This window comes from Acinetobacter sp. GSS19 (assembly GCF_028621895.1).
In the GTDB taxonomy this organism is placed as follows: Bacteria; Pseudomonadota; Gammaproteobacteria; order Pseudomonadales; family Moraxellaceae; genus Acinetobacter.
The window spans coordinates 1,438,124-1,463,191 of record NZ_CP117520.1 but is presented as its reverse complement, the minus strand read 5'-3'; the positions used below and the strand labels follow the sequence as shown (position 1 = coordinate 1,463,191).

Here is a 25,068-nt window from a genome sequence, read left to right as displayed (position 1 = left end):
TGATGTAATGAGGCTATTATGGGCAAAAATGTTGTGGTACTCGGTACCCAATGGGGCGACGAAGGTAAAGGAAAAATCGTCGACCTGCTCACAGATCAAGCGGCTGCGGTAGTTCGTTATCAAGGTGGACACAACGCAGGCCACACTCTTGTGGTTGGTGGTAAGAAAACTGTATTACACCTCATTCCATCAGGCATTTTGCGTGAAAACGTACTGTGCTTAATCGGTAACGGTGTGGTGCTTTCACCAGAAGCGCTCATCAAGGAAATGACCATTCTTGAAGAGCAGGGCGTACCGGTTAAAGAGCGTTTGCGTATTTCTCCAAACTGTCCTTTGATTCTTCCAAACCATATTGCACTGGATCAGGCACGTGAGAAAAAGCGTGGCAATGCAAAAATTGGTACCACAGGCCGCGGTATTGGCCCTGCTTATGAAGACAAAGTTGCGCGTCGTGCAGTTCGTGTAGCGGACTTGGTGCGTGGCGGTGAAGCATTAAAAGCTCAGTTGGCTGAATTGCTCGACTACCATAACTTCCAGTTGACTCAATACTACGGTGTTGAAGCGGTAAAACTGGAAGATGTATTGGCACTCTGCGACCAATGGCGCGAAGTTGTTGCTCCACTCGTGGTTGATGTCACCACTGAATTGCATAATTACCGTAAAAACGGTGACAATATTATGTTTGAAGGTGCACAAGGTTCATTGCTCGATGTGGATCACGGTACTTATCCGTATGTTACCTCTTCGAATACCACTGCTGGTGGCGTAAGTTCTGGTTCTGGTTTGGGTCCATTACACCTTGACTATGTATTAGGTATTACCAAAGCTTACACGACTCGTGTAGGTGCGGGTCCATTCCCAACAGAATTGCATTACGATGCAGCGACGGATACGGGCGATGCAATTGGTCGTCATTTGGGTACGGTAGGTCATGAGTTCGGCGCATCGACTGGCCGTCAGCGTCGTTGTGGTTGGTTTGATGCAGAAATCTTACGCCGTTCCGTAGATGTGAACTCGCTTTCAGGTATCTGCTTGACCAAACTGGATGTATTGGATGGTTTGGATGAAGTGAAAATCTGTATCGGTTATGAAAACACTGATTCAGGTTGTGTGGGTTCGTCTGATGCTTTGGCTTATGAAAACTTAAAACCAATTTACGAAACCATGCCAGGTTGGTCTGAGTCGACTGTAGGTGCTACAAGCGTTGAACAGCTTCCACAAAATGCGATTAACTATATCAAACGTATTGAGCAGTTAATCGAATGTCCAATCGACATTATTTCGACCGGTCCAGACCGTGCAGAAACGATTGTACTTCGTCATCCATTTGATGCTTAATCTGCGAATGATCTGACAGAAAAGCCCCATACATGATGGGGCTTTTCTATATCTTGATATTTACTTGATAAAAATGACAACGACTAAAGTCGAGCATCCAAAAAGGAGAGATGGCTTTAGGCTAGAGATGATTTTAACGCTGTATTTCAGGGAAGTAGATGCAAAGTAACGTTTCCAAAACCATGTTTTATTCACTATTGTTTGCAATTGGTGGTGCACCGACCATTGCCATGTGGATTATACGAAGTCAGACTGCAGACGTCGGACGTTATTTTGATGTATTGGTGGGGCTGTCTTTTGTCTTGGCCGCAATTATTGCACCAATTATCTTGCTGCAAAATATCTATCTGCTATGGAAACGTAAAAAGGTCAATCTAGAAGACAAGATCGAACCACTATGCCATTTCTATTTTGTGATTGACCTCGCTTGTTTGGCTTCTTGGGTATTCTTTAGCTTTTCGTAAATCAGTCTAATATTTTAAGTAAAAGTGATAGATTTCATAATTATAAAATGAACCTTTAAAGTACTAAGAGTTTATTCAGTACAGTGCATTGATATTGTGAATATTTTATGGATAAGTGATTACACAAATCCAAAGATTATGGCGAGTTCAAGCACTTAAAACGCTTTTGTGCTTTGTCTATAATGCACTAAAGTCCACTTTTCAATAAATATACTGCTTTTAGCAAATACAGTAGAGTCGAAGCCTATGCAAATGCAAAAAAAATTGCTTCTTAGTCTATGTGCAGCAGGTGTCATCACCTTGTCAGGCTGTACCACCATGGCCGATCTGGCAGGTGCAGATAGTGCTACGCTCAATGCGACATCGACGCAAAGCTATAATAAGATGGTTCAAGAAGCACAGAGCAAGAACCAATTGGATACCAGTTCTGCAACTTACCGTCGTGTTTATTCAGTCTTTAATCGTTTAAGACCGTATGCAGATCAACAAAATCAAACCGGTACAGCGTTTGCATGGCAACTAGCTGTGTTGAAGTCGAGTGATGTGAATGCTTATGTCGCACCGGGTGGTAAAGTGGTGTTCTATACCGGTATTGTAGAAAAACTAAACCTGACAGATGCTGAGATTGCAGCTGTCATGGGGCATGAAATGGTGCATGCCTTGGAAGAACATGCGAAAAGCAAAATTGGTGCACAGGCATTGACCAATCTTGCGATTGGAATTGGCAAAAGCTATGCAGGGAACAGTATTGGTCAATTGGGTTCAGCAGCGATTGATCTAGGGGCACAGGTAGGCGTAGGCTTACCCTATTCGCGTAGTTTGGAAACACGTGCCGATCAGGGCGGTTTGATGCTCATGGCGCGTGCGGGCTATAATCCGCAAGCTGCGATCACGCTCTGGGAAAAGATGAATAAACTGGAAGGAGCAGGCGGTGCCTCATTCTTGTCGACACACCCATCAAACGTACAACGCATAGAATTAATGCGTCAGAATTTGCCGGCAGCACAAGCAATTTATAACAATCGTCGCTAAGCATAGCCCTAAGAATAAAAAAGGATGCCTTTGAGCATCCTTTTTTATTCTTAGGGAGCCGGATTGGGCTGTTGTATGTGAATAGCCTCAATCCCCTGTAAGACTTCTGGATTCAATTCGATTTCAAATGCTGCGATGTTTTCTTTTAACTGATCTAAACTGGTTGCACCAATGATAGTCGACGTCACGAAGAACTGTTGCTTAATAAAGGCTAATGCCAGTTGGGTTAAAGTTAAGCCATGCTTTTCTGCTAACTGTGCATATTGTTCAGTGGCCCATTCACTTTGTGGGTTGTTGTAACGGCTGAAGCGTGAAAATAATGTTACCCGTGCATTGGCCGGTCGTGCACCATGACGGAATTTACCGGTTAAATAACCAAAAGCGAGCGGAGAATAAGCGAGTAAACCGACCCCTTCATAATGGGCAATCTCTGACATTCCGATTTCATAAGTGCGGTTCAGCAGGTTATAAGGATTTTGTACACTGACAAATTTGCTTAAACCGAGTTTTTCGGCCAGTTGTAAAAATTTCAGTGTTCCCCACGGTGTTTCATTAGACAGGCCAATGTAGCGTATACGGCCTTTTTTAATTTCCTGATGTAAGGCGGTAAGCGTTTCCTCTAAAGGGGTAATCTCTAGGTCGCTCGCGGCGTGTTGGTTCGTATAACCCAGTTGACCAAAGAAGTTGGTTGGACGTTGCGGCCAATGCAACTGATAGAGATCAATATAATCCGTGCGCAAACGTTGCAGTGAGCCGGTAATCGCGCTTTCAATTTCTGTTGCAGTAAAGCGGGTATGTCCATCACGGATGTGGCTGCCGCCTTGCTGAGGCCCTGCAATTTTGGAGGCAATAAATAGCTGCTCGCGTCCACCATTCTGTTGGATCCAGTGACCTAAAATTTCTTCAGTACGGCCTTGTGTTTCCGGTTTTGGTGGAACTGGATACATTTCTGCCGTGTCCCAGAAATACAGCCCCTGATCGAGCGCATAACGAAGCTGTGCAAAGGCTTCTGCTTGCGTGTTTTGCTCACCAAAAGTCATGGTACCTAAACAGATTTCAGGCAGCTGGATGCCGGTATGGGCAAGTGGATTATATTTCATTCTGATCCCTTATTTTGTTGTTGCTCTAAGATAAAGTATTCACGGCGTATTGATAAATCATCAATATCGCAAAGCTTGTACAAAATTGTCAAAGTTACGATGTGTTTTGGTTCATCGTGCTTGAGTTGGGTTTAGCCATAAAAAAAAGCAAATCCGGAGATTTGCTTTTTTTTTTGAGATTTGAAAATCTTATTCTTCAAACTCATATTCTTCTTCCGCCACGGCTTCATTTTCTTCAAGCGAACTATCGAAGATCAAGATGGCTTTACCATCTGTCTGAATCATACCCTGCTCTTCGAGGGTCTTCAGAACGCGGCCAACCATTTCACGTGAACAGCCAACAATACGGCCAATTTCTTGACGGGTAATGCGAATCTGGCGGCCATTTGGCAAAATCATCGCTTCTGGTTGTGAGGATAGCTCAATCAGGCAGCGTGCGATACGTCCAGAAACATCGATAAAGGCTAAGTCAGTGACTTTACGTGTCGTATTTTTTAAACGACGCACCAGCTGTGCAAACACCGCATAGCTCAAATCCGGGTATTGTTTGCTGAGCTCATGGAAGTTGTCATAGCTGACTTCGGCAATCTCACACACATCACGTGTACGCACTTCAGCAGTACGTTGTGGATTGGCCTCAAATAATCCCATTTCCCCAAAAAAATCCCCAGGATTCAAATATGCCACTACGATTTCGCGGTCATCATCTTCCCGCAAAATGATGGAAACAGAACCTTTTAAAATTAGATATAAAGATTTTGACTCTGTTCCTGCATCAACAATAGTGGTACGTTTTGGATAGCGGTTAATATACGCGCGTTTTAATAATGCCTTGACTGATTCTGGTAATTGGCCGGGAGACAAAGCATCGGTACTAAGTTGTGAAAAGTTTGCAGTCATGCTTAAAAATTCCGAGTTGGATAAAAGTTAGATCGCACAAGACCTAAAGTGAACTTGACACACCGAAGAAGAGGTGAAATTCCTTATCAACTCATTTTATGTTAGTGTACAGGTACGCCCGTAAATTTATAGCTTTTTTTAGGTAGTTGCAATGCAAACAAGTGTTCATTGGCTAGAGAATGTTGCTTTTGAAGCAAAATCAGAAAGTGGTCATAGTGTAATCATGGATGGCTCTCCAGAGTATGGTGGTGAAAACCGTGGTCCACGTCCTATGGAGCTGATCTTAATGGGACTTGGTGGGTGTGCTTCGTTTGATATTGTGACCATTTTAAAGAAATCTCGCCAAGATGTGACGGATGTTGTGTGTCAGCTAAAAGCAGAACGCGCGGATAGCATTCCGGCGGTATTCACTAAAATTCATTTGCACTTTGTCGTGACGGGTAAAGGTGTCAAAGAGAAACAGGTAGCGAAAGCTGTTGAGCTCTCTGCTGAGAAATACTGTTCAGCGAGTAAAATGCTTTCTGATGGCGGTGTTGAAATTACCCATGATTTCGAAATTATCGAAGCTGAATAAATCAGCGCTGTGCTTGTAAAAAAAAGCTGATCTTGAGGATTGGCTTTTTTATGGCGTGAAAATCTTAATTAATCGCGCTTGCTGGGCTTGAAAATTTTAAAGATAACCTACATATTATAACTAAAGAATACCTGAATTTTTATTCTAAGATTTTGAAAAATATTTAAAAATTTATTTGAAAAATAACAATACATTCCCATGTATTACACAAGTACAGAATCTCTTATGAGGAATAATAACAATGCGATTTGAAAAGTTCACAAACCGCTTGCAACAAGCTTTATCGGATGCTCAGTCACTCGCTGTAGGGAAAGATCACACTGCGATTGAAGGAATTCACATACTCAGCACGCTTCTTGAAGAGCCTTCAAACGTGAGTTTATTGCAGCAGGCGGGTGCCAACTTGCGTGAACTACAGCAGAAACTTGAACAGGCTTTAAACGATGCTGCAACCTTGTCCAGTCCAACGGGGGATGTCAATCTTAATCCTGAAGCAGTCAAGGTGTTGAATTTGGCGGACCGTTATGCCCAAAAAGCTGGAGATGAGTTTTTATCTACTGATTGGGTCATACTTGCTCTGGCAGAAACCGGCAAGACGCAAAGTATTTTAAACAGTGCTGGCGTGACAGCAAATGCTTTGCGCCAAGTGATTGAAAAAATTCGAGGTGATGAAAAAGTCATGAGCAATACGCACGAAGAACAACGCGACTCATTGAACAAGTACACCATTGATCTGACTGAACGTGCCTTATCAGGCAAGCTTGATCCGGTGATTGGCCGTGATGATGAAATTCGCCGTACCATTCAGGTGCTTTCACGCCGTACCAAAAACAACCCGGTGCTGATTGGTGAACCGGGCGTGGGTAAAACCGCGATTGTGGAAGGTCTAGCACAGCGCATCGTCAATGGCGAAGTGCCAGAGAGCCTTAAGAATAAACGTGTCTTGTCGCTGGATTTAGGTTCTTTGCTTGCAGGTGCCAAATATCGTGGTGAATTTGAAGAACGCCTCAAAGCGGTATTGAAAGATCTAGCCAAGCATGAAGGCGAAATCATCCTGTTTATCGATGAGCTGCATACACTGGTGGGTGCGGGTAAAGCCGATGGTGCGATGGATGCTGGCAACATGCTGAAACCGGCTCTGGCACGTGGTGAGTTGCGTTGTGTCGGTGCAACCACACTCGATGAATATCGTCAGTATATTGAAAAAGATGCTGCGCTTGAGCGACGTTTCCAGAAAGTACTGGTGGATGAACCAAGTGTTGAAGACACCATTGCCATTTTGCGTGGTTTGAAAGAGCGCTATGAGGTGCATCACGGGGTAAAAATTTTGGATTCAGCTATCATTGCTGCAGCCAAAATGTCACACCGTTATATCACAGACCGTCAGTTACCTGACAAGGCGATTGACCTGATTGATGAAGCCGCTTCTCGGATCAAGATGGAGTTAGATTCCAAGCCTGAAGCTTTGGATAAGCTTGATCGTCGATTGATCCAGCTCAAGATGCAGCTTGCAGCAGTTCAAAAAGATGAAGATGTCGGCAGCAAGGCAGAAGTTGCTCATCTCGAGAAACAGATCGTTGAAGTTCAGAAAGAATACAATGACTTGGAAGAGGTGTGGAAAGCTGAAAAAATGCTGGTAGAAGGTGATAAGCAGATTCAGGCTCAGTTGGATCAGGCTCGCGTGGCTTTGCAAAAAGCCCAGCGTGAGAATGATCTGGCGGAAATGGCACGATTGCAATATGGCGTGATTCCTGAGCTGGAAAAGCAGCTTGAGCTGGATGAAAACGCTGAAGAAGTGGAAGAGTTCAAGCTGTTGCGCCACAAAGTGACAGACAATGAAATTGCTGAAGTTGTGAGTGCCGCAACCGGTATTCCTGTGGCAAAAATGCTGCAAGGTGAACGCGAAAAGCTCTTGCATATGGAAGAGTTCTTGCACAACCGTGTGGTTGGCCAGGATGAAGCTGTAGTAGCAGTCTCGAATGCGGTACGCCGTTCACGTGCTGGCTTGTCGGATCCAAACCGTCCGAGCGGCTCATTCCTGTTCCTCGGCCCGACAGGTGTGGGTAAAACCGAGTTGACCAAAGCTTTGGCGAACTTCCTGTTTGACAGTGATGATGCCATGATCCGCATCGACATGAGTGAATTCATGGAGAAACATAGTGTCAGCCGTTTAGTCGGTGCTCCTCCAGGTTATGTGGGTTATGAAGAAGGTGGTGTCTTGACCGAAGCCGTCCGCCGCAAACCTTACAGTGTCGTGTTATTCGATGAAGTTGAGAAAGCTCATCCTGATGTGTTCAATATCTTGCTTCAAGTGCTGGATGATGGCCGACTTACTGATTCGCAAGGTCGTGTTGTTGACTTTAAAAACACGGTGATTGTCATGACCTCGAATCTAGGTTCGCATGATGTACGTGAACTCGGTGATGGTGCAACTGAAGATGAAGTACGTACCGTGGTGATGAGTGCTGTGAGCCAGCATTTCCGTCCGGAATTTATCAACCGTATCGATGAGTTAGTGATCTTCCATTCACTGAAAAAAGTGCAAATTCGTGGTATTGCCGATATTCAGTTGGGGCGTTTGCGTGCACGTCTCAGCGAGCGTGATCTGAAACTTGAAGTGGATGATAGTGCATTTGATCTGTTGATTGATGCAGGTTTCGATCCCGTTTATGGTGCACGTCCGTTGAAACGTGCCATCCAGCAACAGCTTGAAAACACGCTAGCGCAAAAAATTCTGGCTGGAGAGTTTGTGGCTGGAGATACCATCGTGGTGAAATCCGATGCGCATGGCTTGGTCTTTGATAAATTGAAAGTGCACTAAACTACAGCAATAAAGAAACCTGGCTACGGCCAGGTTTTTTATTGCTGCTTTTAAAAATCGATCATTCAGTCAGGAAAGTCTCTTTAAAAGCCCAGATAAGTTGTTTATTTATAAAACAATTGTGATTTGTGCTTTTTAATTTATACTTGGTATGAACAATAAATAAACAATCAGAGTTCAATATGTCTAAATTAAAATGGGGTGTGGGGGTAATCATTGCACTAAGTGCAACAGCGGTGGGTGGACATTTATATACCGCCCAAAGTTTGAAATCCTTTTATCAGCAGGATGTCATTCCTCAATCGGAAAAATTTTCAGTACAGTATCAGAATTTTGAAATGGGGCTTTTACGCGGGCAAGCAGATTGGCATGCACAATTACGTCTCGATCCCTGTAAGCCGAATGAGGTCATCCGCTTTCAAGGGCAGGATCAGATTCACCGGAGCTGGGATGGTTATCGCATTCACTCTCAGATTAAGCTGATTCAGGCAGAGCCATCGGTACAAAAATTATTTGAAGTACCCCTACAGGCAGATACACGTATCACTTGGACCGGCCAGACCCAGACTACGCTCACCACACCGGCTATCAGTCAGAAACTCAATAATCTCCAAGTCATTTTGGATCCGGTGCGGTTAACGATACAAGGTAAGCCAAAAGAGCAAGAGTTTAAATTGCTTAAACTGCAACTGGAAATGCCAAATTTGACTGTAACTGACCAGACGTCTTATTTGCAATTGTCTGGACTTAAGTTTGCAACCGATCAAGGTTTAAATCAGCAGCTTTTAGAGGCTGGTAAGACGGAGATGCGTCTGGAACGCATGAAAGTCATAGGCACAGGACTACAGAAATCTAGGCAGGCTGAATTGCGCAATCTGCATTTTGAAACACAAACTGAGCTGACTGAACGGGTCGTTAATACACAGATGGCTTTCGGCTTACAAGAAATGAGTTTCCCAGGCACATCGGGTATACGTGAGGTTAAATTTAATTTTGATCTGAATGAGGTGCATCAAGGAAAGTTGCTTGAGGTTCTGCAAGTGCTGAAAAATGCAGAACAAAACTGTGTGCCTGCGAATGCATTACTAAAACGACTTGAACCTGCTCTGGTCGGAATGATGAATGAAGGCTTTGCTTTTGCCTCGAAAGACAACCAGATGAAAGTTGAACAAGGCTTTGCGAAAGCAACGATCAATGGACGTGTCATGCCTGGTCATCAGGCGAATTTTGAGAGCCTTTGGAAGATGATGCCGCGTTTGCTGGAGTATAACGCGGAACTACAATTTGATAAAAATCTGGTTGCGGCATTGATGAAAGGCGTACTCGGCCAAGGCAGGGGGAGTTCGGATCAGGAAATTGAAAATATGCTGACAAAAATGCAGGAGTCTGGCCAGCTCAAACGTGAAGGTGATGTCATGAAAATGGCAGTTGAATACAAGTATGGCGAGAAGAAATTTTTAACTGAATAATAAAGAAAAAGGCCGCATCAGCGGCCTTTTTACAAGCATTTCTAAACGATGCATTACACTTGGTAATGACGAATTCTCCAGGCACGGTGAATTTTTTGGTTCCGTTTAAAATCAGGTCCAATGGTGTCTTGCGTGATTTCTTCCACATCAAACAAGGCTGGAATTTCCTCATCCATCTCAAAACCACGGTAGTTGTTAGAGAAGTACAGGGTACCGTCACTGGTTAAACGGTTCATGGCGCGCTTAAGTAATGAAACATGATCGCGTTGTACATCAAACGTTCCATAGAACTTTTTCGAGTTGGAAAAGGTCGGCGGATCAATAAAGATCAGGTCATATTGCTCATGGCCTTCTTTGAGCCATTCAAAACAATCACTTGCGAAGAATTGATGCTGTTGATCGGCATGATCGACAGTTAAACCATTGAGAACGAAGTTCTCTTTTGACCAATTTAAATAGGTGTTAGACAAATCGACACTCGTCGTACTCGCAGCACCACCCAAAGCCGCATGTAAGCTCGCGGTTGAGGTGTAACTGTACAAGTTGAGGAAGTGTTTGCCACGAGCTTCATTTGCAATACGCAAACGGATCTGACGGTGATCCAAGAACAAACCGGTATCCAAATAATCGGTTAAGTTCACTAGAATCTTGGCTTTACCTTCCTGCACAATAAAACGTTTAGAAGCGGTACTTTGTTTTGTGTACTGACTTTTACCTTCCTGACGTGCACGGGTTTTAATAAATACTGCATCACGTGGCAAACCGGTCACTGCGCGAATGGCAGCCAAAGCCAGATTAAAGCGTTTTTTAGCTTTCTCTGGGTCGATCTTTTTGGGTGGTGCATATTCTTGCACATGCAGGCGATCACCATACAAGTCGACCGCCAAGTTAAAGTCTGGCAAATCCGCATCATAGAGACGTAAGCAGTAAATATTTTCTTTGACTGCCCATTTTTTCAGGGTTTGCATGTTCTTTTGCAAACGGTTACTGAAATCTTCAGCCCCTTCAATCGGTTCAAACTGCTGAGGTTGCCAGTTGGCCAAGAAGGGTTGAGTGACTGTTGCAGGCTTGATGGTGCCAAAACGGATGTAGATCGGAAGTTTCCCGTTCATCAAACGTAAGGTTTGAGGCTCATAAAAAGCCAGCACATCGGCCTGTTCAATCTGGGCAGCAATAATCGCGGCATGCTGGTTCGGGAAATGTTGTTGTAACAACGCAGATAAGCCCAGATATAAGGCGCGGTTAGAAGCTTTGTCACCGAGACGTTCGCCATAAGGCGGGTTAGTCACAATCAGCGCTTTTTTACCTTCAGCGTTGAAATCCGGCCAGTCTGCCAGCGTACGTTCTTCAATCTGAATACGATCGAGCAGCTTTTCAAAACCTGCAGCCATGATATTTTGGCGAGTGGCTTTAATCGCTTCCCAATCTGCATCAAAGGCATAAAATTGAGGTAAAGGCTGAGCCAATGCTTGTTCATGACGTTCAGCAGCCTCAGATTTGAGTTTTAACCACAATTCACGGTCATGTCCATGCCAGCCATTAAAACCAAAGCGGCGAACCAGACCCGGTGCGCGGTCGGTCAGAATCAGTAAGGCTTCGATAATGAAAGTACCTGAACCACACATTGGATCCAGAATGATGTCAGGGTTGAGTTCTTTTAACTTGGCCTTTTGCAAAATGGCTGCAGCCAGGTTTTCTTTGATCGGCGCATCGGTCATATAACGGCGATAGCCACGTTTGTGCAACGAATCACCCGAAAGATCCAGACAGTAGGTATGTTCAGTTTTACCTGCAAGGACATACAGCGTAATTTCAGGTTGTTTGGTATCAATGCTCGGACGACGGCCAACCGCTTCCATAAAGGCATCAACAACACCATCTTTGACCCGTAAAGTCGCAAATTGGGAATTAACTTTGATTTCGCGCTCAACATGCAAACGGATGGCAAAGGTACTTTGTGGTGCAAAAATCAGTGACCAGTCAAAACTGATTGCACCTTCGTAGAGTTCTTCTGCGACATCACGGGCATCGTGGGTACGTTCCAACTCATAGGTATGGATAGGTAACAGCACACGCGATGCCAGACGTGACCACATACAAATGCGATAAGCTGTTTCTAGGGTTCCTTCAATGATTAAACGTCCGGCTTTACGTTCGGTCACTTTGCTCCCGAGTTGTTCGATTTCTTCCTCGAGCAGTTGTTCCAGACCATCGGCACAAGTAACCCAATAGGTGTTTAAACGTGAAGACGTATTCATAAATGAGGTAAACCAAAGCTTATAACTATTAACTTGGCAAAGTTTAACGTATTTCGCTGTGTAAAGCTTTGGAAATTATTGAGCTGCATGTTTGTTTTGTCACTCATCTAAATGAATGAAATTACAGTGGAATTTGCTATTAATCTGAATATAATTGATTTCGCCAGTGGGGAATGTTGCATAAACTGGCACAGTTGAACGACTTTTTAATAATTTTAATTGTAGAGGAACGAAAAAATCATGGAATCTAGCATGAGCAATGGAATGTTGGCACATACGGAATCTTTTTCAATTGCCACACAGATTTATGTGCGATTACGTCGTGTCAGTGGGCGTGTGATTGATGCTATGTACCTGGCTGAAAATACGGAATATGCACGTTATGTGACGGATTTAGCCTTGGCTACGGGTGATCCTGAACTCGCACAACAAGTGACGCGACTAGGTGTGGTGATGGGTTTAAACTCACAACCTACTGCTAAAACTGAAGTGAAAAACTCTCAATTGACTGAAGCAGAAGTAGTGAAAAGTTTTAGTATGTTTTAAAAACTGTTTATCGGACAGGATAATCTGCTGACAGGACATCCAGATCGTGATTCTGATCAAAAAATATTAAATTGGTATGTATTTTGCTAAATAAAAACTGACATCTAAGGGGATTCAAGCCCCCAATGATGACCATTGTTTTTAACCATTTTGATTATTTTTTATTTCATGGGGAACGGTCGAATGAAACAAGCAATCAGTCATGGATTTGTGGCAAACAGCGAATCTTTTTCAATTGCTACACAGATTTATGTTCGGCTCAGACGTGTCACAGGTCGTGTGGTGGATGCCATCTATCTGGCTGAAAATCCAAGCTACGCCCGCCATGTGATACAACTGGCACTTGCCACACAAGATGAAGAGCTGGCACGTTATGTCGAGCGTTTAACGGCGGTGATGCAATTATCATCGGATCATCCATTTGCTGAGCAAACAGCTGCAGCACCAAGCGCTGCATATGATACTGAGCCTAGTCCAGAAGAAATCTATCAGGCACAGGTATCGCATCACTATATTGGTGCATTGCGCTAGCACCCAAGGCCTTAAATAATCTAGGTGGTTTAAGGCCTAATCAAATTCTTTTGTATTGCTCAGTTGCTACTTTTCCTGATGAATATCAACTATAAATCCTATCGGGTCTATTCAACGATTGTCTTATCGTTTGCTGTCAAAGCACGCAAAGTTCTTCTGCGAAAAAGATAGATTTGGGCTACACTATGCACGTTTTCGCGATTCGACCTATAGGAATCCATTATGCATATTGCGGCCTTGCATCAACCTAGCCAGATTCAGCTCAACCAGCATGGCAATCTCAAGCATTTCTTGACGATTGAGGGCTTGTCTAAAGAGAATCTCACAAAAATTCTAGATACGGCTCAAAGTTTTCTTGATGATAATAATAATCTGATCAACCGTCCGCTGCTTGAAGGCCGGACAGTCATGAACCTGTTTTTTGAAAACTCAACTCGTACCCGTACGACTTTTGAAGCTGCGGCCAAACGCCTGTCAGCCAATGTATTGAATATTGATATTGCACGTTCAAGTACCTCAAAAGGGGAAACACTGCGCGATACGCTATGGAATCTTGAAGCGATGGCGGCTGATATATTTGTGGTGCGCCATTCTTCTTCTGGCGCTGCACATTTTATTGCCAACACGGTTTGTCCAAATGTCGCGATCATTAACGCGGGTGATGGCCGCCATGCACACCCAACCCAAGCCATGTTGGATATGTTGACCATTCGCCGTGAAACGAAAAAGCCCTTTGAAGCCTTGAGTGTGGCCATTATTGGCGATATTAAACACTCACGTGTGGCGCGTTCGGATGTGGCCGCTTTACAGACTCTAGGGTGTAAAGATATTCGAGTGATTGCGCCAAATACCTTGTTGCCTGTTGGCTTTGATGAATATGGTGAACATGTTCGTTTATTCAACAACATGGATGAAGGTGTGCGTGATTGTGATGTGATTATTGCTTTACGCATCCAGAATGAGCGTATCGACTCACCCGCACTTGCGTCTCAATCTGAATTCTACAAAATGTATGGACTCAATAAAGAGCGTCTTGCCTTGGCGAAACCTGACTGTATCGTAATGCATCCGGGACCGATGAATCGTGGTGTTGAAATCGATTCAAGCATCGCAGATGGACCACAGTCGGTGATTCTAAAACAGGTGACCAATGGTATTGCGGTGCGTATGGCAGTGTTGGCTTTGTCGATGCAGGGCCAATTACAGGCACAAGGTTTAATTGAAGCAATTGCGGTTTGAGGATGGTTCACATGAGTATTGTAAAAATTGAAAATGTCCGTGTGTTAGATCCGATCCAGAACACCGACACAGTACAAACCGTTTATTTGCAAAATGGTCAACAGGTTGCCGCTACTGCACAGGTTGATGAAACGATTGATGGTCAGGGCAAATGGTTGATGCCGACCATGGTGGATTTGTGTGCCCGTTTGCGTGAGCCAGGTCAACAGCAGCATGGTACGCTGAAATCTGAAGGTCGTGCTGCACGTGAGAATGGCATTCTGCATGTGATTGCACCACCTGATTCTAAGCCAATTGTGCAGGACAATGGCGCACTGATTCATGGCTTGCAGGAAAAAGCCATGCTCGATGGTGGTATTTATCTGGACATTATTGGTGCGCAAACTCAGGGCCTGAATGGTAAACAACCAGCCAATATGGCAGGATTGAAAAAAGGAGGCTGTAGTGCAGTTTCCAATGCCAATGCGGCATTTGCGGATGATGATGTGGTGATCCGTACCCTCGAATACGCAGCAGGTTTGGGCTTGACGGTTGTGTTTTACGCAGAAGAGCCTCAAATTGCCAAAGATGGCTGTGTACACGAGGGCTTTATCGCTTCACGTCAGGGCTTACCGATGATTCCAGCGATAGCGGAAACCATCGCGATTGCGAAATATTTGTTGATGATTGAAGCGACAGGTGTCCGTGCTCACTTTGGTTTGCTGTCTTGCGGTGCATCGGTTGAACTGATTAAGGCTGCCAAAGCAAAAGGCTTACTCGTGACAGCGGATGTTGCGATGCATCAACTGCATTTAACTGAACAATTAATTGATGGTTTTAATGCGCTGGCGCATGTGCGTCCACCTTTACGCTCAGAACAGGACAAAAATCTGTTGCGTCAAGCGCTTAAAGATGGTGTGATCGATGCGATCTGTACGCATCATGAGCCATTGTCGAGTTCAGCAAAAATGGCACCTTTTGCCGAGACTCAACCAGGCATCAGTGCTTTTGATACCTATGTAGCATTAGGTGTGCAACTGGTGCGTGAAGGCTTGTTCACGCCATTGGAATGGGTGGAAAAAGTGACTCTGGCACCAGCAAAAGTAGCCAATATGTTTGAGCGTTGGCAGCAGCAAGCAGGTTGGGTGCTGGTCGATCCAGAACTGAACTGGGTGGTGAATAAAGAGAATATCTTGTCACAAGGTAAAAATACACCGCTGTTGCAGCATACCTTGACAGGTAAAGTGTTACAGACTTTTATTCCAGCATAATCTGATATTTTGCTTGAAAAGTCAGCTTCGGCTGGCTTTTTTTATGTGCAGTAGTTTTGTTGGGGTCTTAGCGAAGTTTTGTTACTACTGAACACTTTTATTGGTATTCGTTGCATTTTGTCAAATAGAATAAAAAACAATCAAATTCAGCATAATAAAAATAGACCAGTGCGAGGAGATACGCATGAGTTTGAACCTTATTGATTTTTTAAAACAACACGTGTCTGCCATGGTGTTGGAAGGTGACAGTCAGAATTTACTCGTCAAGAGTCAGGCCTTATCTGCATTTTATCCCGTTTTTTTGAGTATTCTACATGCTTATCCTGAGAGGATTGAAACTTTACAGAACCATTTAAAACCGACACTTTCCGACGTGTTTCAGGGACATCCCGTCATTCAGCAACAGTTTTTACAACAGGTGAGTGCTACAGTACCTCAAGCAGAAATTGCAGCCGTATTAAATCAGTCTATCGCGCCCACGCTTACGCTTTTGGCTGAGCAAGCGGGTAATCGTGATGCAATCGCGATTGAACATTTACTCCAGCAGCATGCTGCAGAGATTCAGCAAGCTTTACCGGAGTGGGCGACTATACTGCTCAGTGTGCTTGGAGCACAGACCGAAACCATTGAAACTGTTGATGTATTGCCTAGCCAAGCTATTGTTACTGAAATCCAGCAGGAAAAGGCACGTTCTGGATGGCTGTTTGCCGTGCTGGGATTACTGATTTTTGCATTTCTTCTGGCATTTTTGTTGCGTGCATGTGACCAACGGCGGGAAGTTGAATCCACCACAGCAACCTCGGTGGTGGGTACGCAGCCTGCGATGTTCCAGATTTCTATGGGGCATCAGGGAGAATTGGTCACCTGCCGAATTTACTCGGGTGACTTAAACTATATCGAAATTTTACAGGGGCAGGTAAAACAGATTTTTAATCATGCCAATGGGTGTGGTGCAGATCATCAAAGTAAATACCATCAAACCTTTATCAATCAGGATGCCTTGCCGAGCGTATTGAAATTATTGAAAGATGTGCCCAATATTATGCTGACGTGGCAAGGAACAGAGATTCTGATTCAATCTTCAAACAATGCCCGCGCGCAGGCGATTGCCCGTGAAATTCAGCAACTGACCCCAAATATGCAGGTACGTGTAGTTCCACCCCAACTCGATGCTGCGGAAACAATGAAACAGGACCAGCAACAAAATGCTGCAATTTATAGTAGTGTGGAGCGAGCAGAACAGGCGTTGGCTCAGCTTGATGTCAATCAGCTCAGACCCTTGGATATTGCCACTGCGCTGAATATGCAGATTATCAATTTCGATAGTGGGTCGGCCAAGATTCCTGAACTGAATAAATCTGTATTAACCCAAGCCGCGGTGCTGATCCAGCGTGTACCGAATGTTCATGTCACGATTATGGGGCATACTGATGCTGAAGGTGATGCCCAACAGAATAAAGTACTCTCTCAGCAACGTGCACGTGCCGTAGCGGAATATTTTGTCCATCAGGGTGTAGAGGTTAATAAAATCAGTGTGCTGGGTTATGGTGAAGAACAACCTGTGGCCGACAATGCAACGGATGAGGGACGATTTAAAAATCGTCGTATTGAATTCAAGGTCGAGAATACCGAAACCGGCAAGGTCAGTGAAGTAACAGAGGCCGCGGTGAAACCCATCAAAGTATCATAAAATGAACGCCCTGTTGGTACGGGGCTTTTTTTTTGAGCCAGACCTGCTAAGTTATTCGAAACTGGAGAATAACCATGAAAATTTCCATTATTGGAACAGGTCGGGTTGCACATCATTTGGCGCAAAAATTAAACCTTGTGGGACAGACGATCGTTCAAATTTATGGCCGTGATCTGGTTAAAGCACAGGCCCTAGCCGATAGAGTTGCTGCGCAAGGGATCACGGACTATGCGTCTTTACAGTCTGTGGATTTGGTAGTTATTGCCGTGAGTGATTCAGCGATTGCGGATGTGATCGATAAGGTGCATCGCTATATACCAGACAGTTTGATTGTGCATACGTCAGGAAGTACCGAGCTTCAGGTGTTAAGCCAGAAACATCAGCGCTCAGGTGTATTTTATCCCTTGCAGACATTTAGTTTGCAGCGGGAAATTGATTGGTTAAATACGCCAATTTTTGTGGAGGCTGTTGTTGAAGCGGATCAGCAGGCCTTAAATGATTTGGCTCAGCAACTGAGTGATCGCGTTTATATCTATAGTTCGCAACAACGCTTAAGCTTGCATCTGGCAGCTGTGTTTGCCTGCAATTTTAGTAATTATTGTTATGATCTAGCCAAGCAGATTATAGATCAGCAACAGGTGGATTTTAGCTTGTTATATCCATTGATGCTGGAAACTGCATATAAAGCCACGCAGCACGAACCGCAACATATGCAGACAGGGCCGGCGATGCGGGGCGATAAAAAAATCCTGAACTTGCATCAGGCGATGCTAAGTCAGCAGCCCGAGTTACAACGTATTTATCGATTGATGAGTGATGGCATCATGCAACGCCACCACTCGGAGCAGTCTAGTGAAGCTTTTTGAAGATAAAGTCATTAATCTTATGGCCTGCTTCAATCCCGCGACGTTCAAACTTGGTTTGAGGACGCCAATCTGGGCGAGGGTGGCTATTGCCTTTGCCTGCAAGGTTTTCCAGATTCGGGCGGTTGTCTAACACATCGAGCATCCATTCTGCATACGGTTCCCAGTCGGTTGCAGCGTGGAAAGTACCACCAAGCTCTAGTTTTTGTTCGACTAACGCCATACGTTCATGGGCCACAAAGCGACGTTTGAAATGACGTTTTTTCTGCCAAGGATCGGGGAAATACAGCTGCACGCAGTTGATGCTGTTATCCGGCATTTCACGTAAGACTTGGATGGCATCTGCATCCAGTAGACGCAAGTTTTTCAAACCAGCCATTCCCGCTTCGTACACACATTGCGCAATACCAGGTACATGCACTTCAATACCGACAAAATTGCGTTCAGGATTCGCTTTTGCCATCAAAACTAGGGAACGCCCCATTCCAAAACCAATTTCCACGGTTAAAGGACGCTCCGGATGTTTAAAATGCTGGCGCAGGTCACCTACAGGGTATTCCAAAATCAGTTCACGATACTGTTCAAGCGCAGTCCGTTGTGAGGTATTTAGCGGCGATGAACGACGCATAAAAGTCACAATTTCACGGTGCTCATGCAAATTGTCTAGCTCAACAATTTGCGGGTCTAATTGATCGGTCGACATAATCTTGGAAATTCAAAAAATGAAAAGCGGTATTTTAAGTCTTAGGCAGGGCAAGTCAAACCTTTTCAAGCAATCAGATGCTCCGAAAAATGAGCGGCTTTGGATAGCCAAAAACGGAGTAATAGATTTTTGGGTTCTTGGTCTGAAAATAATGTTCATAAAATAGTCGTATTCGGTTGCGACAATAAAACATGGTTTCAACAACACAGCAATCGCCGACTTGTATAGTGGTGGGTTAGTGCTTAGTTATCTGAGAGTCTGTATTAAAATGGCCACAATGAACGATTTGTTGAGCAAAACAGTAAAACTTAACTTGAAAAAATACTTGGCTTACTAGATATTGCTTAAATAAAAGATTTTTATCATTTACGTTTTTTGTAATTGAATGAAGTTCTTAGCTTGTAAATCATAAAAAAGCGTTTTAAAACATGAAGAGTGTAATAACAAGGAACATTTATGAAACTTTATTATTCGCCGGGTGCAAGCTCATTGGCTGCCCATATTATTTTAAATGAAATTAATGTTGATTTTGACTTAGAGCGTGTAGATCTCAAAACACATACCACTGAAAAAGGCACCAATTATTACGAGATTAACCCAAAAGGGTATGTACCTGCATTGGAAATTAATCCGGGCTTGATTTTGACAGAAGCAGTGGCAATTTTACCGTTCCTGGCACAGCATGATCCAAAGCAGGATCTGATCCCACCATCAGGTTTGGGACGTGCCAAGGTATTGGAATGGTTGGGTTATTTGAACTCGGAATTGCATGATGCCTATGCCGTATTTTTCACTGGTCCACTGACTGAACCAGAAAAAGAAAAAGCCTATAAAGAAATCGACCGCCTGCTGAGCTATATCGATAAAACCATTGGTGAGTCAGACACGGATTATCTAGTGGATGATAACTTTGGCCCGGCAGATGCGTATTTATTTGTGATTACTAACTGGTCACACTATATCAAGCATGATTTAACACCGTATAGCCATATTAATGCTCTGCGTGACAAAGTGGCTGCGCGTCAATCCGTGCAGATCGCGATGCGCGATGAAGGTCTGATTGCTTAGGTGTGGGCAATAAAAAAGAGCCGAAATATGGCTCTTTTTTTATGGAAACAATTTTTATTTAAAGAAATAACCTGTTTCAGGTGATGAGGCATTTGCCATACGTTTACGCGGCATGCGACCTGCCAAGAAAGCTTCACGGCCAGCTTCTACGGCTTTTTTCATCGCTGAAGCCATCAAAATTGGATTTTGTGCTGCTGCAATCGCAGTATTCATTAATACGCCGTCACAGCCTAGTTCCATGGCAATGGCAGCATCACTGGCTGTACCTACACCAGCATCAACGAGCACGGGCACTTTGGCATTTTCTTTAATGATCGAAATAGTATGTGGATTCAGAATTCCTAAACCAGAACCAATCAGGCTACCTAGTGGCATAATCGCTACACAACCCATGCTTTCGAGTTCTTGCGCAACAATCGGGTCATCTGAAGTGTAGACCATAATCTCAAAGCCATCATCAATCAGGGTGCGTGCTGCTTTAAGGGTTTCAGTAATATTGGGATAAAGCGTTTTTTCATCGCCCAAGACTTCGAGCTTAACCAGATTGTGACCATCTAATAATTCACGCGCGAGCATACAGGTACGTATGGCACTGTTGGCATCAAAACAGCCCGCAGTGTTTGGCAGGATGGTATATTTCTCAGGAGGAATAACTGAAAGCAAGTTCGGCTGATCAGGGTGCTGCCCAATGTTTACCCGGCGAATTGCAACCGTTACAATTTCTGCACCACTGGCCTGAATGGCTAAATCGGTTTCAGTGAGATCTTTATATTTACCTGTACCTACCAGCAGACGTGATTGAAAGGTACGTGAACCGATAATAAGAGGGGTGTCTTGCATGGGAGAACTCCGAATTAACCGCCACCGACAGCGTGAATAACTTCTATACGATCCTGATCACAAATCGGCGTTTGTTCCAGTTTGCTTTTAGAAATGATCATTTCATTTTTTTCTACAGCAAAGCGTTTGCCTTCAAGTGCCAGTTGCTGCACCAGCTGTAACAGGTTTTGACACTGAGTTTCAGTCAATTCGCCATTAAGATAAATGTGCATGATTCAAGATTCCATCTTTATTTTGCGTATTTATAAGCATTCCAGGCGAGAGTCAGCCAGCCTAGAATCATGAGAAGACCACCAAGCGGGGTGATCATTCCCAGTCCGCGTGGTAAGCCCAAGGCCATGATGTATAAGGAACCACAGAACAACAGGATACCGAATTGGATCAACCAGAAACTTGCTTTAATGGGCAGTTGAGGGATCACTTTGACCAAGATGCCAAGCGCGAGTAATCCCAATGCATGGTAGAAAAAATAATCTGTTGCTGTTTGCCACCACGCCAGTTGCACTTCATCTGCCCGTGCTTTTAGGCCGTGTGCCCCAAAGGCGCCTAACATGACTGCGCAAGCCAGATTTAAGGCTGCAATGACAATCCACATAAGCCAAATTTGATCAAGAAAATTTGAGGCTTACCTTAGCATAAAAGCAAGAGCAGGATAAGAGTTAAAGCGGGTTGTGTTGTTCAGCCCCATAAAAAAAGCCGAGATGACTCGGCCTTTTTCATCATGATCTGATTAGTTGGAGGACATGGCAATTTTGATTTTTTCCATCGCATTTTTTTCAAGCTGACGGATACGTTCCGCAGACACGTTATATTCAGCTGCCAGTTCATGCAGTGTGGACTTATCATCATCAAGCCAACGGCGTTGCAGAATATTGCGTGAACGGTCATCCAGCTGATCCATGGCTTCATGGAGGGCAGAGGTGCTTTGTTCTTCCCAATCTTCATTTTCTACCAGACGTGCAGGGTCATAGCGGTTGTCTTCTAAATACAAGACGGGCGCGACATGACCGGAGCCTTCATCGTCATCATCGCCAGAAGCTTCAAAAGCGGCATCATAGGCAGTGAGTCTGCCTTCCATTTCTAACACCTGCTCAGGTGTTACATTTAGATCATTCGCAATCGATTGTGCTTCTTCGAGTGTCAGTTTTTTGCTGGATTTTTTCAGGCTGCGTAAATTAAAGAACAGTTTGCGCTGTGCCTTTGTGGTGGCAATTTTAACAATACGCCAGTTACGGATCACGTATTCATGAATTTCAGCTTTAATCCAGTGTACGGCAAAAGAAACCAGACGCACGCCCATATTCGGGTCGAAGCGTTTGACCGCTTTCATCAGGCCTAGATTACCTTCCTGAATCAGATCACCTTGAGGTAACCCATATCCCGCATAGCTGCGTGCGATATGCACGACGAAACGTAAATGAGACATCACGAGCATTTTGGCTGCATCGAGATCCTGATCATAATAATAACGTTCAGCAAGCTCTTTTTCTTGCTCGGCAGTTAAGATTGGAATCTGGTTGACAGTGCTGATATACGCACCGAGATTTACGCCTGGCGCAGATAATGACAGGGGCATCAACTGATTGTTGCTGCTGTCACTCATGAGTTCTCCTTATAGGAAGCAGGTGAGGTTACCAATACAATCATCTTAATTCGAACGGGGTTCATCATTAAGGAAAATTCGGTAGAGAAATGTAAATGTTTATATGGATTTGCCAATCTGATTAGTCTAATCGAAAACAATTAAGATTCAATTAAATAGTGGTATTCCGTTTCAGAAATTTTTTCTGCCTGGCACTTAAGTTGGTGCATCTGACAATAGCGCTGTACATCAATCTCACTATGCGGGTCAGAAGATTTCAGTAGAAAAATTTGCCCCTGATCACTGGTTTTTAAAGCCCGCTTCAACATCAGCAAAGGCATCGGGCAGGGTTTGCCTAAGGCATTAATTTCCAGTGGGGAAGCAGCTAAGGTCTCAGACATCACGGCTCATCGAATGAATTTAACAAAAGCAGTATGTTAGCAAACAAGCCTAGGATGCCCAACCAAGAAAAATAAAATTCTACAAAATTAGGCTTTTGTAGAAAAACAACAGGCATCACAGAAAAGAGACTAAACATTCTAGAAATAAGCAAAAAAACTTCTATTAATTGTTATAAACCCGTGTTAAGCTCGATGCCGTATTTAGGTTTAATACCAATAAACATTGTTTTTAAAACCTTTTACAAATGGATGTAACCGGGATTTTGTTAATAGTTTTACAGAATGATTACAAGCTTAGAAATAATAAATATTTTTAAACCTTGTTTGCTCTGCTGTTTGCAACACCGGGTGGTCCTTTTATCTCACTTACAGAGGATTAACTTATGACAGCTCGTGAACAAGGCGTAGTAAAGTGGTTTAACGACACTAAAGGTTTTGGTTTTATTCAACGCAATGGCGGTGACGATGTATTCGTTCACTTCCGTGCAATTCAAGGCGAAGGCCACCGTTCTTTACGTGACGGTCAACGTGTTGAATTCAGCGTAGTTAAAGGCCAAAAAGGCTTCCAAGCTGAAGAAGTTCAGCCGTTAGACTAATTTAATTTAGTCAATGGTCAGACGCTCCAATTTTTGAATTGGGGCGTTTTTGTTTATAATGGGTCACAATTTCTGTGATTGATAGTTTGAGCACAAGTTTTATGGTAGCTGGTTTTGAAACCTTGAATTTACATCCGCAACTGAAACAAGCGATTGATGCTTTAGGGTTTAAGCAGATGACCCCCATCCAGCAGAAGGTTTTGCACTTCACTTTGGCTGGGCATGATGCGATTGGTCGAGCACAGACCGGTACGGGTAAAACAGCAGCTTTCTTGATCAGTATCATTAATGATTTACTGAATAATCCGATTACAGAACCTCGCTTTCGTGGCGAACCACGGGCCTTGATTCTTGCACCTACACGTGAATTGGCTTTGCAGATTGAAAGTGATGCCAAAGAGTTGACAAAATTTACCAACCTGCATTTGGTGACCTTGCTAGGAGGTGTTGATTTTGACAAGCAGAAAAAACAGCTGGATCAGAATTTTGTCGATATCATGGTGGCCACACCGGGACGTCTGATCGATTTTGTTGAGCAAAAAGAAGTTTGGTTGGATCAGATTGAATTCTTGGTCATCGATGAAGCCGACCGTTTGCTTGATATGGGATTCATTCCTTCCGTTAAACGTATCGTACGTTTTTCACCGCGCAAAGAACAGCGTCAGACTCTCATGTTCTCGGCCACCTTTAGTTATGATGTGTTGAATTTGGCACAGCAATGGTTATTTGAACCGGTTACGGTTGAAATTGAGCCGGAAAAGAAAACCAATGCGGATGTCGAGCAGCGTGTTTATATGGTGGCACGTCAAGACAAATACCGTTTATTACAAGATATCCTGCGGGATGAACCGATTGAAAAAGTCATGATCTTTGCGAACCGCCGTGATCAGGTGCGCCGTTTATATGATCACTTGAAGCGAGATGGCTACAAGGTAGTCATGCTTTCAGGCGAGATTGCCCAAGATAAGCGTCTAAAAATGCTGGATCAGTTCAAAAATGGTAAACATAACATCATGATTGCGACTGATGTTGCAGGTCGTGGCATCCATGTGGATGGAGTTTCACACGTGATTAACTTCACCCTGCCAGAACAGTCAGATGATTATGTGCACCGGATTGGCCGTACTGGTCGTGCAGGTGCCCAAGGCGTGAGTATTAGTTTCTTGTCGGAAGATGATGCCTTCTACTTGCCTGAAATTGAAAAAGCGATTGGGCAAAAATTGCCATTAACCCGTTTAGACGGATATTGCTAGATCTAGAATGTGATTAAGATGATGAAAACCCAATTCCTGTGAATTGGGTTTTTTTGTTATTGGGCTTTGCAATAGAACGTCAAGGTGGTTTGGTAGTCATCATCGCGAGAAAGATCCGTGCTTTTCCCGGTAAAGATGCCAATGACACCACTCGCAGCCTGCACCATTTTTCCGGTTTCTTCATCTACAAGATCTTTAAGTACGCCCTGATACGTGGTTTTTTCATCGACGACAATAGGCGTAGCTTTGCTACCACAAGTCTGGTTGGCGGCATTAATGGCGTTATTTTTTGCGATCAGGTTGGTTTTACCGATACCGGTCACTTCATATTGGTTATTGGGTTTTTGAACGGCAAGAGTATGGTTTGGTGTTGATGCACAGGCGCCCAGCACTAGACCGAGCAAGATTGTACTTGTAACTCGTAAATAATTTTTCATGGTGAAGAACCCGTAAAAACTTGGACTTGGTTATTTCAGCACAGTTTCTAGTGCTGTGTTTGTATGACTTGTATGAACATTGCAGTTTTATTTTCTATGCAATGTATTGCATG

General features: G+C 43.9%; 25 protein-coding genes. 15 read left to right on the top strand and 10 right to left on the bottom strand.

Annotated features, from left to right (window positions below):
- The first annotated feature begins 18 nt into the window (after positions 1–18).
- From PGW99_RS07040 to PGW99_RS07030, 3 genes are all read left to right on the top strand, one after another.
- A complete protein-coding gene (locus PGW99_RS07040) occupies positions 19–1,338 on the top strand; it encodes an adenylosuccinate synthase (RefSeq protein ID WP_273776868.1) in 1,320 nt (439 codons plus the stop codon).
- Between the two features lie 158 nt (positions 1,339–1,496).
- Entirely contained in the window at positions 1,497–1,802 is a 306-nt protein-coding gene (locus PGW99_RS07035) for a hypothetical protein (RefSeq protein ID WP_273776867.1), read from the top strand.
- A 252-nt stretch (positions 1,803–2,054) separates the two neighbouring features.
- Positions 2,055–2,834, top strand: a complete 780-nt coding sequence (locus tag PGW99_RS07030; protein WP_273779460.1) for a M48 family metallopeptidase — start codon at positions 2,055–2,057, stop codon at positions 2,832–2,834.
- A 50-nt stretch (positions 2,835–2,884) separates the two neighbouring features.
- Here the strand turns inward: PGW99_RS07030 and PGW99_RS07025 are convergent, their stop codons facing one another.
- Together PGW99_RS07025 and crp are read right to left on the bottom strand one after the other, a co-directional pair.
- The gene (locus tag PGW99_RS07025; protein WP_273776866.1) at positions 2,885–3,934 is read right to left on the bottom strand and encodes an NADP(H)-dependent aldo-keto reductase; all 1,050 of its coding nucleotides are present in this window, start codon (positions 3,932–3,934) and stop codon (positions 2,885–2,887) included.
- Between the two features lie 189 nt (positions 3,935–4,123).
- Entirely contained in the window at positions 4,124–4,834 is a 711-nt protein-coding gene (crp, locus tag PGW99_RS07020; RefSeq protein WP_273776865.1) for a cAMP-activated global transcriptional regulator CRP, read from the bottom strand.
- A gap of 151 nt (positions 4,835–4,985) precedes the next feature.
- On the opposite strand from crp, the gene PGW99_RS07015 reads away from it, so the two are divergent.
- The 3 genes from PGW99_RS07015 to PGW99_RS07005 all read left to right on the top strand — a co-directional run bounded on the left by PGW99_RS07015 (position 4,986) and on the right by PGW99_RS07005 (position 9,698).
- Positions 4,986–5,408 (top strand): OsmC family protein, encoded by a 423-nt coding sequence (locus tag PGW99_RS07015; protein ID WP_273776864.1) that lies wholly within the window; start codon positions 4,986–4,988, stop codon positions 5,406–5,408.
- A 241-nt stretch (positions 5,409–5,649) separates the two neighbouring features.
- Positions 5,650–8,229, top strand: a complete 2,580-nt coding sequence (gene clpB, locus PGW99_RS07010) for an ATP-dependent chaperone ClpB (RefSeq protein WP_273776863.1) — start codon at positions 5,650–5,652, stop codon at positions 8,227–8,229.
- Positions 8,230–8,411: 182 nt separating this feature from the next.
- On the top strand, positions 8,412–9,698 hold the full coding sequence (locus tag PGW99_RS07005) for a DUF945 family protein (protein WP_273776862.1): 1,287 nt from the start codon (positions 8,412–8,414) through the stop codon (positions 9,696–9,698).
- Positions 9,699–9,751: 53 nt separating this feature from the next.
- Here the strand turns inward: PGW99_RS07005 and rlmKL are convergent, their stop codons facing one another.
- Complete coding sequence (rlmKL, locus tag PGW99_RS07000; protein ID WP_273776861.1) at positions 9,752–11,956, bottom strand: bifunctional 23S rRNA (guanine(2069)-N(7))-methyltransferase RlmK/23S rRNA (guanine(2445)-N(2))-methyltransferase RlmL; 2,205 nt, start codon at positions 11,954–11,956, stop codon at positions 9,752–9,754.
- A 252-nt stretch (positions 11,957–12,208) separates the two neighbouring features.
- Here rlmKL and PGW99_RS06995 point away from each other — a divergent pair, with 252 nt between their 5' ends.
- The 6 genes from PGW99_RS06995 (at position 12,209) to PGW99_RS06970 (ending at position 18,078) form a co-directional block, all read left to right on the top strand.
- Positions 12,209–12,502 (top strand): hypothetical protein, encoded by a 294-nt coding sequence (locus PGW99_RS06995; protein WP_273776860.1) that lies wholly within the window; start codon positions 12,209–12,211, stop codon positions 12,500–12,502.
- A 183-nt stretch (positions 12,503–12,685) separates the two neighbouring features.
- Positions 12,686–13,033 carry a hypothetical protein gene (locus PGW99_RS06990; protein WP_273776859.1) on the top strand — a complete coding sequence of 116 codons (348 nt, stop codon included), beginning with the start codon at positions 12,686–12,688 and terminating at the stop codon, positions 13,031–13,033.
- 222 nt (positions 13,034–13,255) lie between these two features.
- Entirely contained in the window at positions 13,256–14,272 is a 1,017-nt protein-coding gene (locus PGW99_RS06985; RefSeq protein WP_273776858.1) for an aspartate carbamoyltransferase catalytic subunit, read from the top strand.
- 11 nt (positions 14,273–14,283) lie between these two features.
- Entirely contained in the window at positions 14,284–15,522 is a 1,239-nt protein-coding gene (locus tag PGW99_RS06980; protein ID WP_273776857.1) for a dihydroorotase, read from the top strand.
- A 184-nt stretch (positions 15,523–15,706) separates the two neighbouring features.
- Positions 15,707–17,212: an OmpA family protein gene (locus PGW99_RS06975; protein ID WP_273776856.1), complete on the top strand. Its 1,506-nt coding sequence runs from the start codon at positions 15,707–15,709 to the stop codon at positions 17,210–17,212.
- A gap of 74 nt (positions 17,213–17,286) precedes the next feature.
- Positions 17,287–18,078 (top strand): Rossmann-like and DUF2520 domain-containing protein, encoded by a 792-nt coding sequence (locus PGW99_RS06970; protein WP_273776855.1) that lies wholly within the window; start codon positions 17,287–17,289, stop codon positions 18,076–18,078.
- On the opposite strand, the gene trmB is transcribed toward PGW99_RS06970, so the two are convergent.
- On the bottom strand, positions 18,062–18,778 hold the full coding sequence (gene trmB / locus PGW99_RS06965) for a tRNA (guanosine(46)-N7)-methyltransferase TrmB (RefSeq protein ID WP_273776854.1): 717 nt from the start codon (positions 18,776–18,778) through the stop codon (positions 18,062–18,064). The two genes, PGW99_RS06970 and trmB, sit on opposite strands and share 17 nt — an antisense overlap.
- Positions 18,779–19,234: 456 nt before the next feature.
- Between trmB and PGW99_RS06960 the strand changes: the two genes are divergently transcribed.
- The gene (locus tag PGW99_RS06960) at positions 19,235–19,846 is read left to right on the top strand and encodes a glutathione binding-like protein (protein WP_273776853.1); all 612 of its coding nucleotides are present in this window, start codon (positions 19,235–19,237) and stop codon (positions 19,844–19,846) included.
- 54 nt (positions 19,847–19,900) lie between these two features.
- Here PGW99_RS06960 and PGW99_RS06955 read toward each other — a convergent pair whose 3' ends face one another.
- From PGW99_RS06955 to PGW99_RS06935, 5 genes are all read right to left on the bottom strand, one after another.
- Positions 19,901–20,686, bottom strand: coding sequence for a thiazole synthase (locus PGW99_RS06955; RefSeq protein ID WP_273776852.1), 786 nt, complete (start codon positions 20,684–20,686; stop codon positions 19,901–19,903).
- 14 nt (positions 20,687–20,700) lie between these two features.
- Positions 20,701–20,898, bottom strand: a complete 198-nt coding sequence (gene thiS, locus PGW99_RS06950) for a sulfur carrier protein ThiS (protein ID WP_273776851.1) — start codon at positions 20,896–20,898, stop codon at positions 20,701–20,703.
- A 17-nt stretch (positions 20,899–20,915) separates the two neighbouring features.
- Complete coding sequence (locus tag PGW99_RS06945; protein ID WP_273776850.1) at positions 20,916–21,281, bottom strand: DUF423 domain-containing protein; 366 nt, start codon at positions 21,279–21,281, stop codon at positions 20,916–20,918.
- Positions 21,282–21,416: 135 nt separating this feature from the next.
- Positions 21,417–22,289, bottom strand: a complete 873-nt coding sequence (gene rpoH / locus PGW99_RS06940) for an RNA polymerase sigma factor RpoH (RefSeq protein ID WP_273776849.1) — start codon at positions 22,287–22,289, stop codon at positions 21,417–21,419.
- Between the two features lie 140 nt (positions 22,290–22,429).
- Positions 22,430–22,669, bottom strand: a complete 240-nt coding sequence (locus PGW99_RS06935; protein ID WP_273776848.1) for a sulfurtransferase TusA family protein — start codon at positions 22,667–22,669, stop codon at positions 22,430–22,432.
- A gap of 383 nt (positions 22,670–23,052) precedes the next feature.
- Between PGW99_RS06935 and PGW99_RS06930 the strand changes: the two genes are divergently transcribed.
- A complete protein-coding gene (locus tag PGW99_RS06930) occupies positions 23,053–23,265 on the top strand; it encodes a cold-shock protein (protein WP_005177104.1) in 213 nt (70 codons plus the stop codon).
- 101 nt (positions 23,266–23,366) lie between these two features.
- A complete protein-coding gene (rhlB, locus tag PGW99_RS06925; RefSeq protein ID WP_273776847.1) occupies positions 23,367–24,518 on the top strand; it encodes an ATP-dependent RNA helicase RhlB in 1,152 nt (383 codons plus the stop codon).
- A 56-nt stretch (positions 24,519–24,574) separates the two neighbouring features.
- On the opposite strand, the gene PGW99_RS06920 is transcribed toward rhlB, so the two are convergent.
- Positions 24,575–24,955, bottom strand: a complete 381-nt coding sequence (locus PGW99_RS06920; protein WP_273776846.1) for a hypothetical protein — start codon at positions 24,953–24,955, stop codon at positions 24,575–24,577.
- Positions 24,956–25,068: the final 113 nt, after the last annotated feature.

Excerpts from the sequence above, each read along its gene's own strand:
- PGW99_RS07040 (WP_273776868.1), top strand. The coding sequence starts at position 19 with ATGGGCAAAAATGTTGTGGTACTCGGTACCCAATGGGGCGACGAAGGT.
- trmB (WP_273776854.1), bottom strand. The coding sequence starts at position 18,778 with ATGTCGACCGATCAATTAGACCCGCAAATTGTTGAGCTAGACAATTTG.
- PGW99_RS06980 (WP_273776857.1), top strand. The coding sequence starts at position 14,284 with ATGAGTATTGTAAAAATTGAAAATGTCCGTGTGTTAGATCCGATCCAG.
- PGW99_RS07025 (WP_273776866.1), bottom strand. The coding sequence starts at position 3,934 with ATGAAATATAATCCACTTGCCCATACCGGCATCCAGCTGCCTGAAATC.
- PGW99_RS07005 (WP_273776862.1), top strand. The coding sequence starts at position 8,412 with ATGTCTAAATTAAAATGGGGTGTGGGGGTAATCATTGCACTAAGTGCA.
- thiS (WP_273776851.1), bottom strand. The coding sequence starts at position 20,898 with ATGCACATTTATCTTAATGGCGAATTGACTGAAACTCAGTGTCAAAAC.
- rlmKL (WP_273776861.1), bottom strand. The coding sequence starts at position 11,956 with ATGAATACGTCTTCACGTTTAAACACCTATTGGGTTACTTGTGCCGAT.
- rpoH (WP_273776849.1), bottom strand. The coding sequence starts at position 22,289 with ATGAGTGACAGCAGCAACAATCAGTTGATGCCCCTGTCATTATCTGCG.
- PGW99_RS06995 (WP_273776860.1), top strand. The coding sequence starts at position 12,209 with ATGAGCAATGGAATGTTGGCACATACGGAATCTTTTTCAATTGCCACA.
- PGW99_RS06985 (WP_273776858.1), top strand. The coding sequence starts at position 13,256 with ATGCATATTGCGGCCTTGCATCAACCTAGCCAGATTCAGCTCAACCAG.
- PGW99_RS06975 (WP_273776856.1), top strand. The coding sequence starts at position 15,707 with ATGAGTTTGAACCTTATTGATTTTTTAAAACAACACGTGTCTGCCATG.
- clpB (WP_273776863.1), top strand. The coding sequence starts at position 5,650 with ATGCGATTTGAAAAGTTCACAAACCGCTTGCAACAAGCTTTATCGGAT.
- crp (WP_273776865.1), bottom strand. The coding sequence starts at position 4,834 with ATGACTGCAAACTTTTCACAACTTAGTACCGATGCTTTGTCTCCCGGC.
- PGW99_RS06945 (WP_273776850.1), bottom strand. The coding sequence starts at position 21,281 with ATGTGGATTGTCATTGCAGCCTTAAATCTGGCTTGCGCAGTCATGTTA.
- rhlB (WP_273776847.1), top strand. The coding sequence starts at position 23,367 with ATGGTAGCTGGTTTTGAAACCTTGAATTTACATCCGCAACTGAAACAA.
- PGW99_RS06935 (WP_273776848.1), bottom strand. The coding sequence starts at position 22,669 with ATGTCTGAGACCTTAGCTGCTTCCCCACTGGAAATTAATGCCTTAGGC.
- PGW99_RS07030 (WP_273779460.1), top strand. The coding sequence starts at position 2,055 with ATGCAAAAAAAATTGCTTCTTAGTCTATGTGCAGCAGGTGTCATCACC.
- PGW99_RS06990 (WP_273776859.1), top strand. The coding sequence starts at position 12,686 with ATGAAACAAGCAATCAGTCATGGATTTGTGGCAAACAGCGAATCTTTT.
- PGW99_RS06970 (WP_273776855.1), top strand. The coding sequence starts at position 17,287 with ATGAAAATTTCCATTATTGGAACAGGTCGGGTTGCACATCATTTGGCG.
- PGW99_RS06930 (WP_005177104.1), top strand. The coding sequence starts at position 23,053 with ATGACAGCTCGTGAACAAGGCGTAGTAAAGTGGTTTAACGACACTAAA.
- PGW99_RS06960 (WP_273776853.1), top strand. The coding sequence starts at position 19,235 with ATGAAACTTTATTATTCGCCGGGTGCAAGCTCATTGGCTGCCCATATT.
- PGW99_RS07035 (WP_273776867.1), top strand. The coding sequence starts at position 1,497 with ATGCAAAGTAACGTTTCCAAAACCATGTTTTATTCACTATTGTTTGCA.
- PGW99_RS06920 (WP_273776846.1), bottom strand. The coding sequence starts at position 24,955 with ATGAAAAATTATTTACGAGTTACAAGTACAATCTTGCTCGGTCTAGTG.
- PGW99_RS07015 (WP_273776864.1), top strand. The coding sequence starts at position 4,986 with ATGCAAACAAGTGTTCATTGGCTAGAGAATGTTGCTTTTGAAGCAAAA.
- PGW99_RS06955 (WP_273776852.1), bottom strand. The coding sequence starts at position 20,686 with ATGCAAGACACCCCTCTTATTATCGGTTCACGTACCTTTCAATCACGT.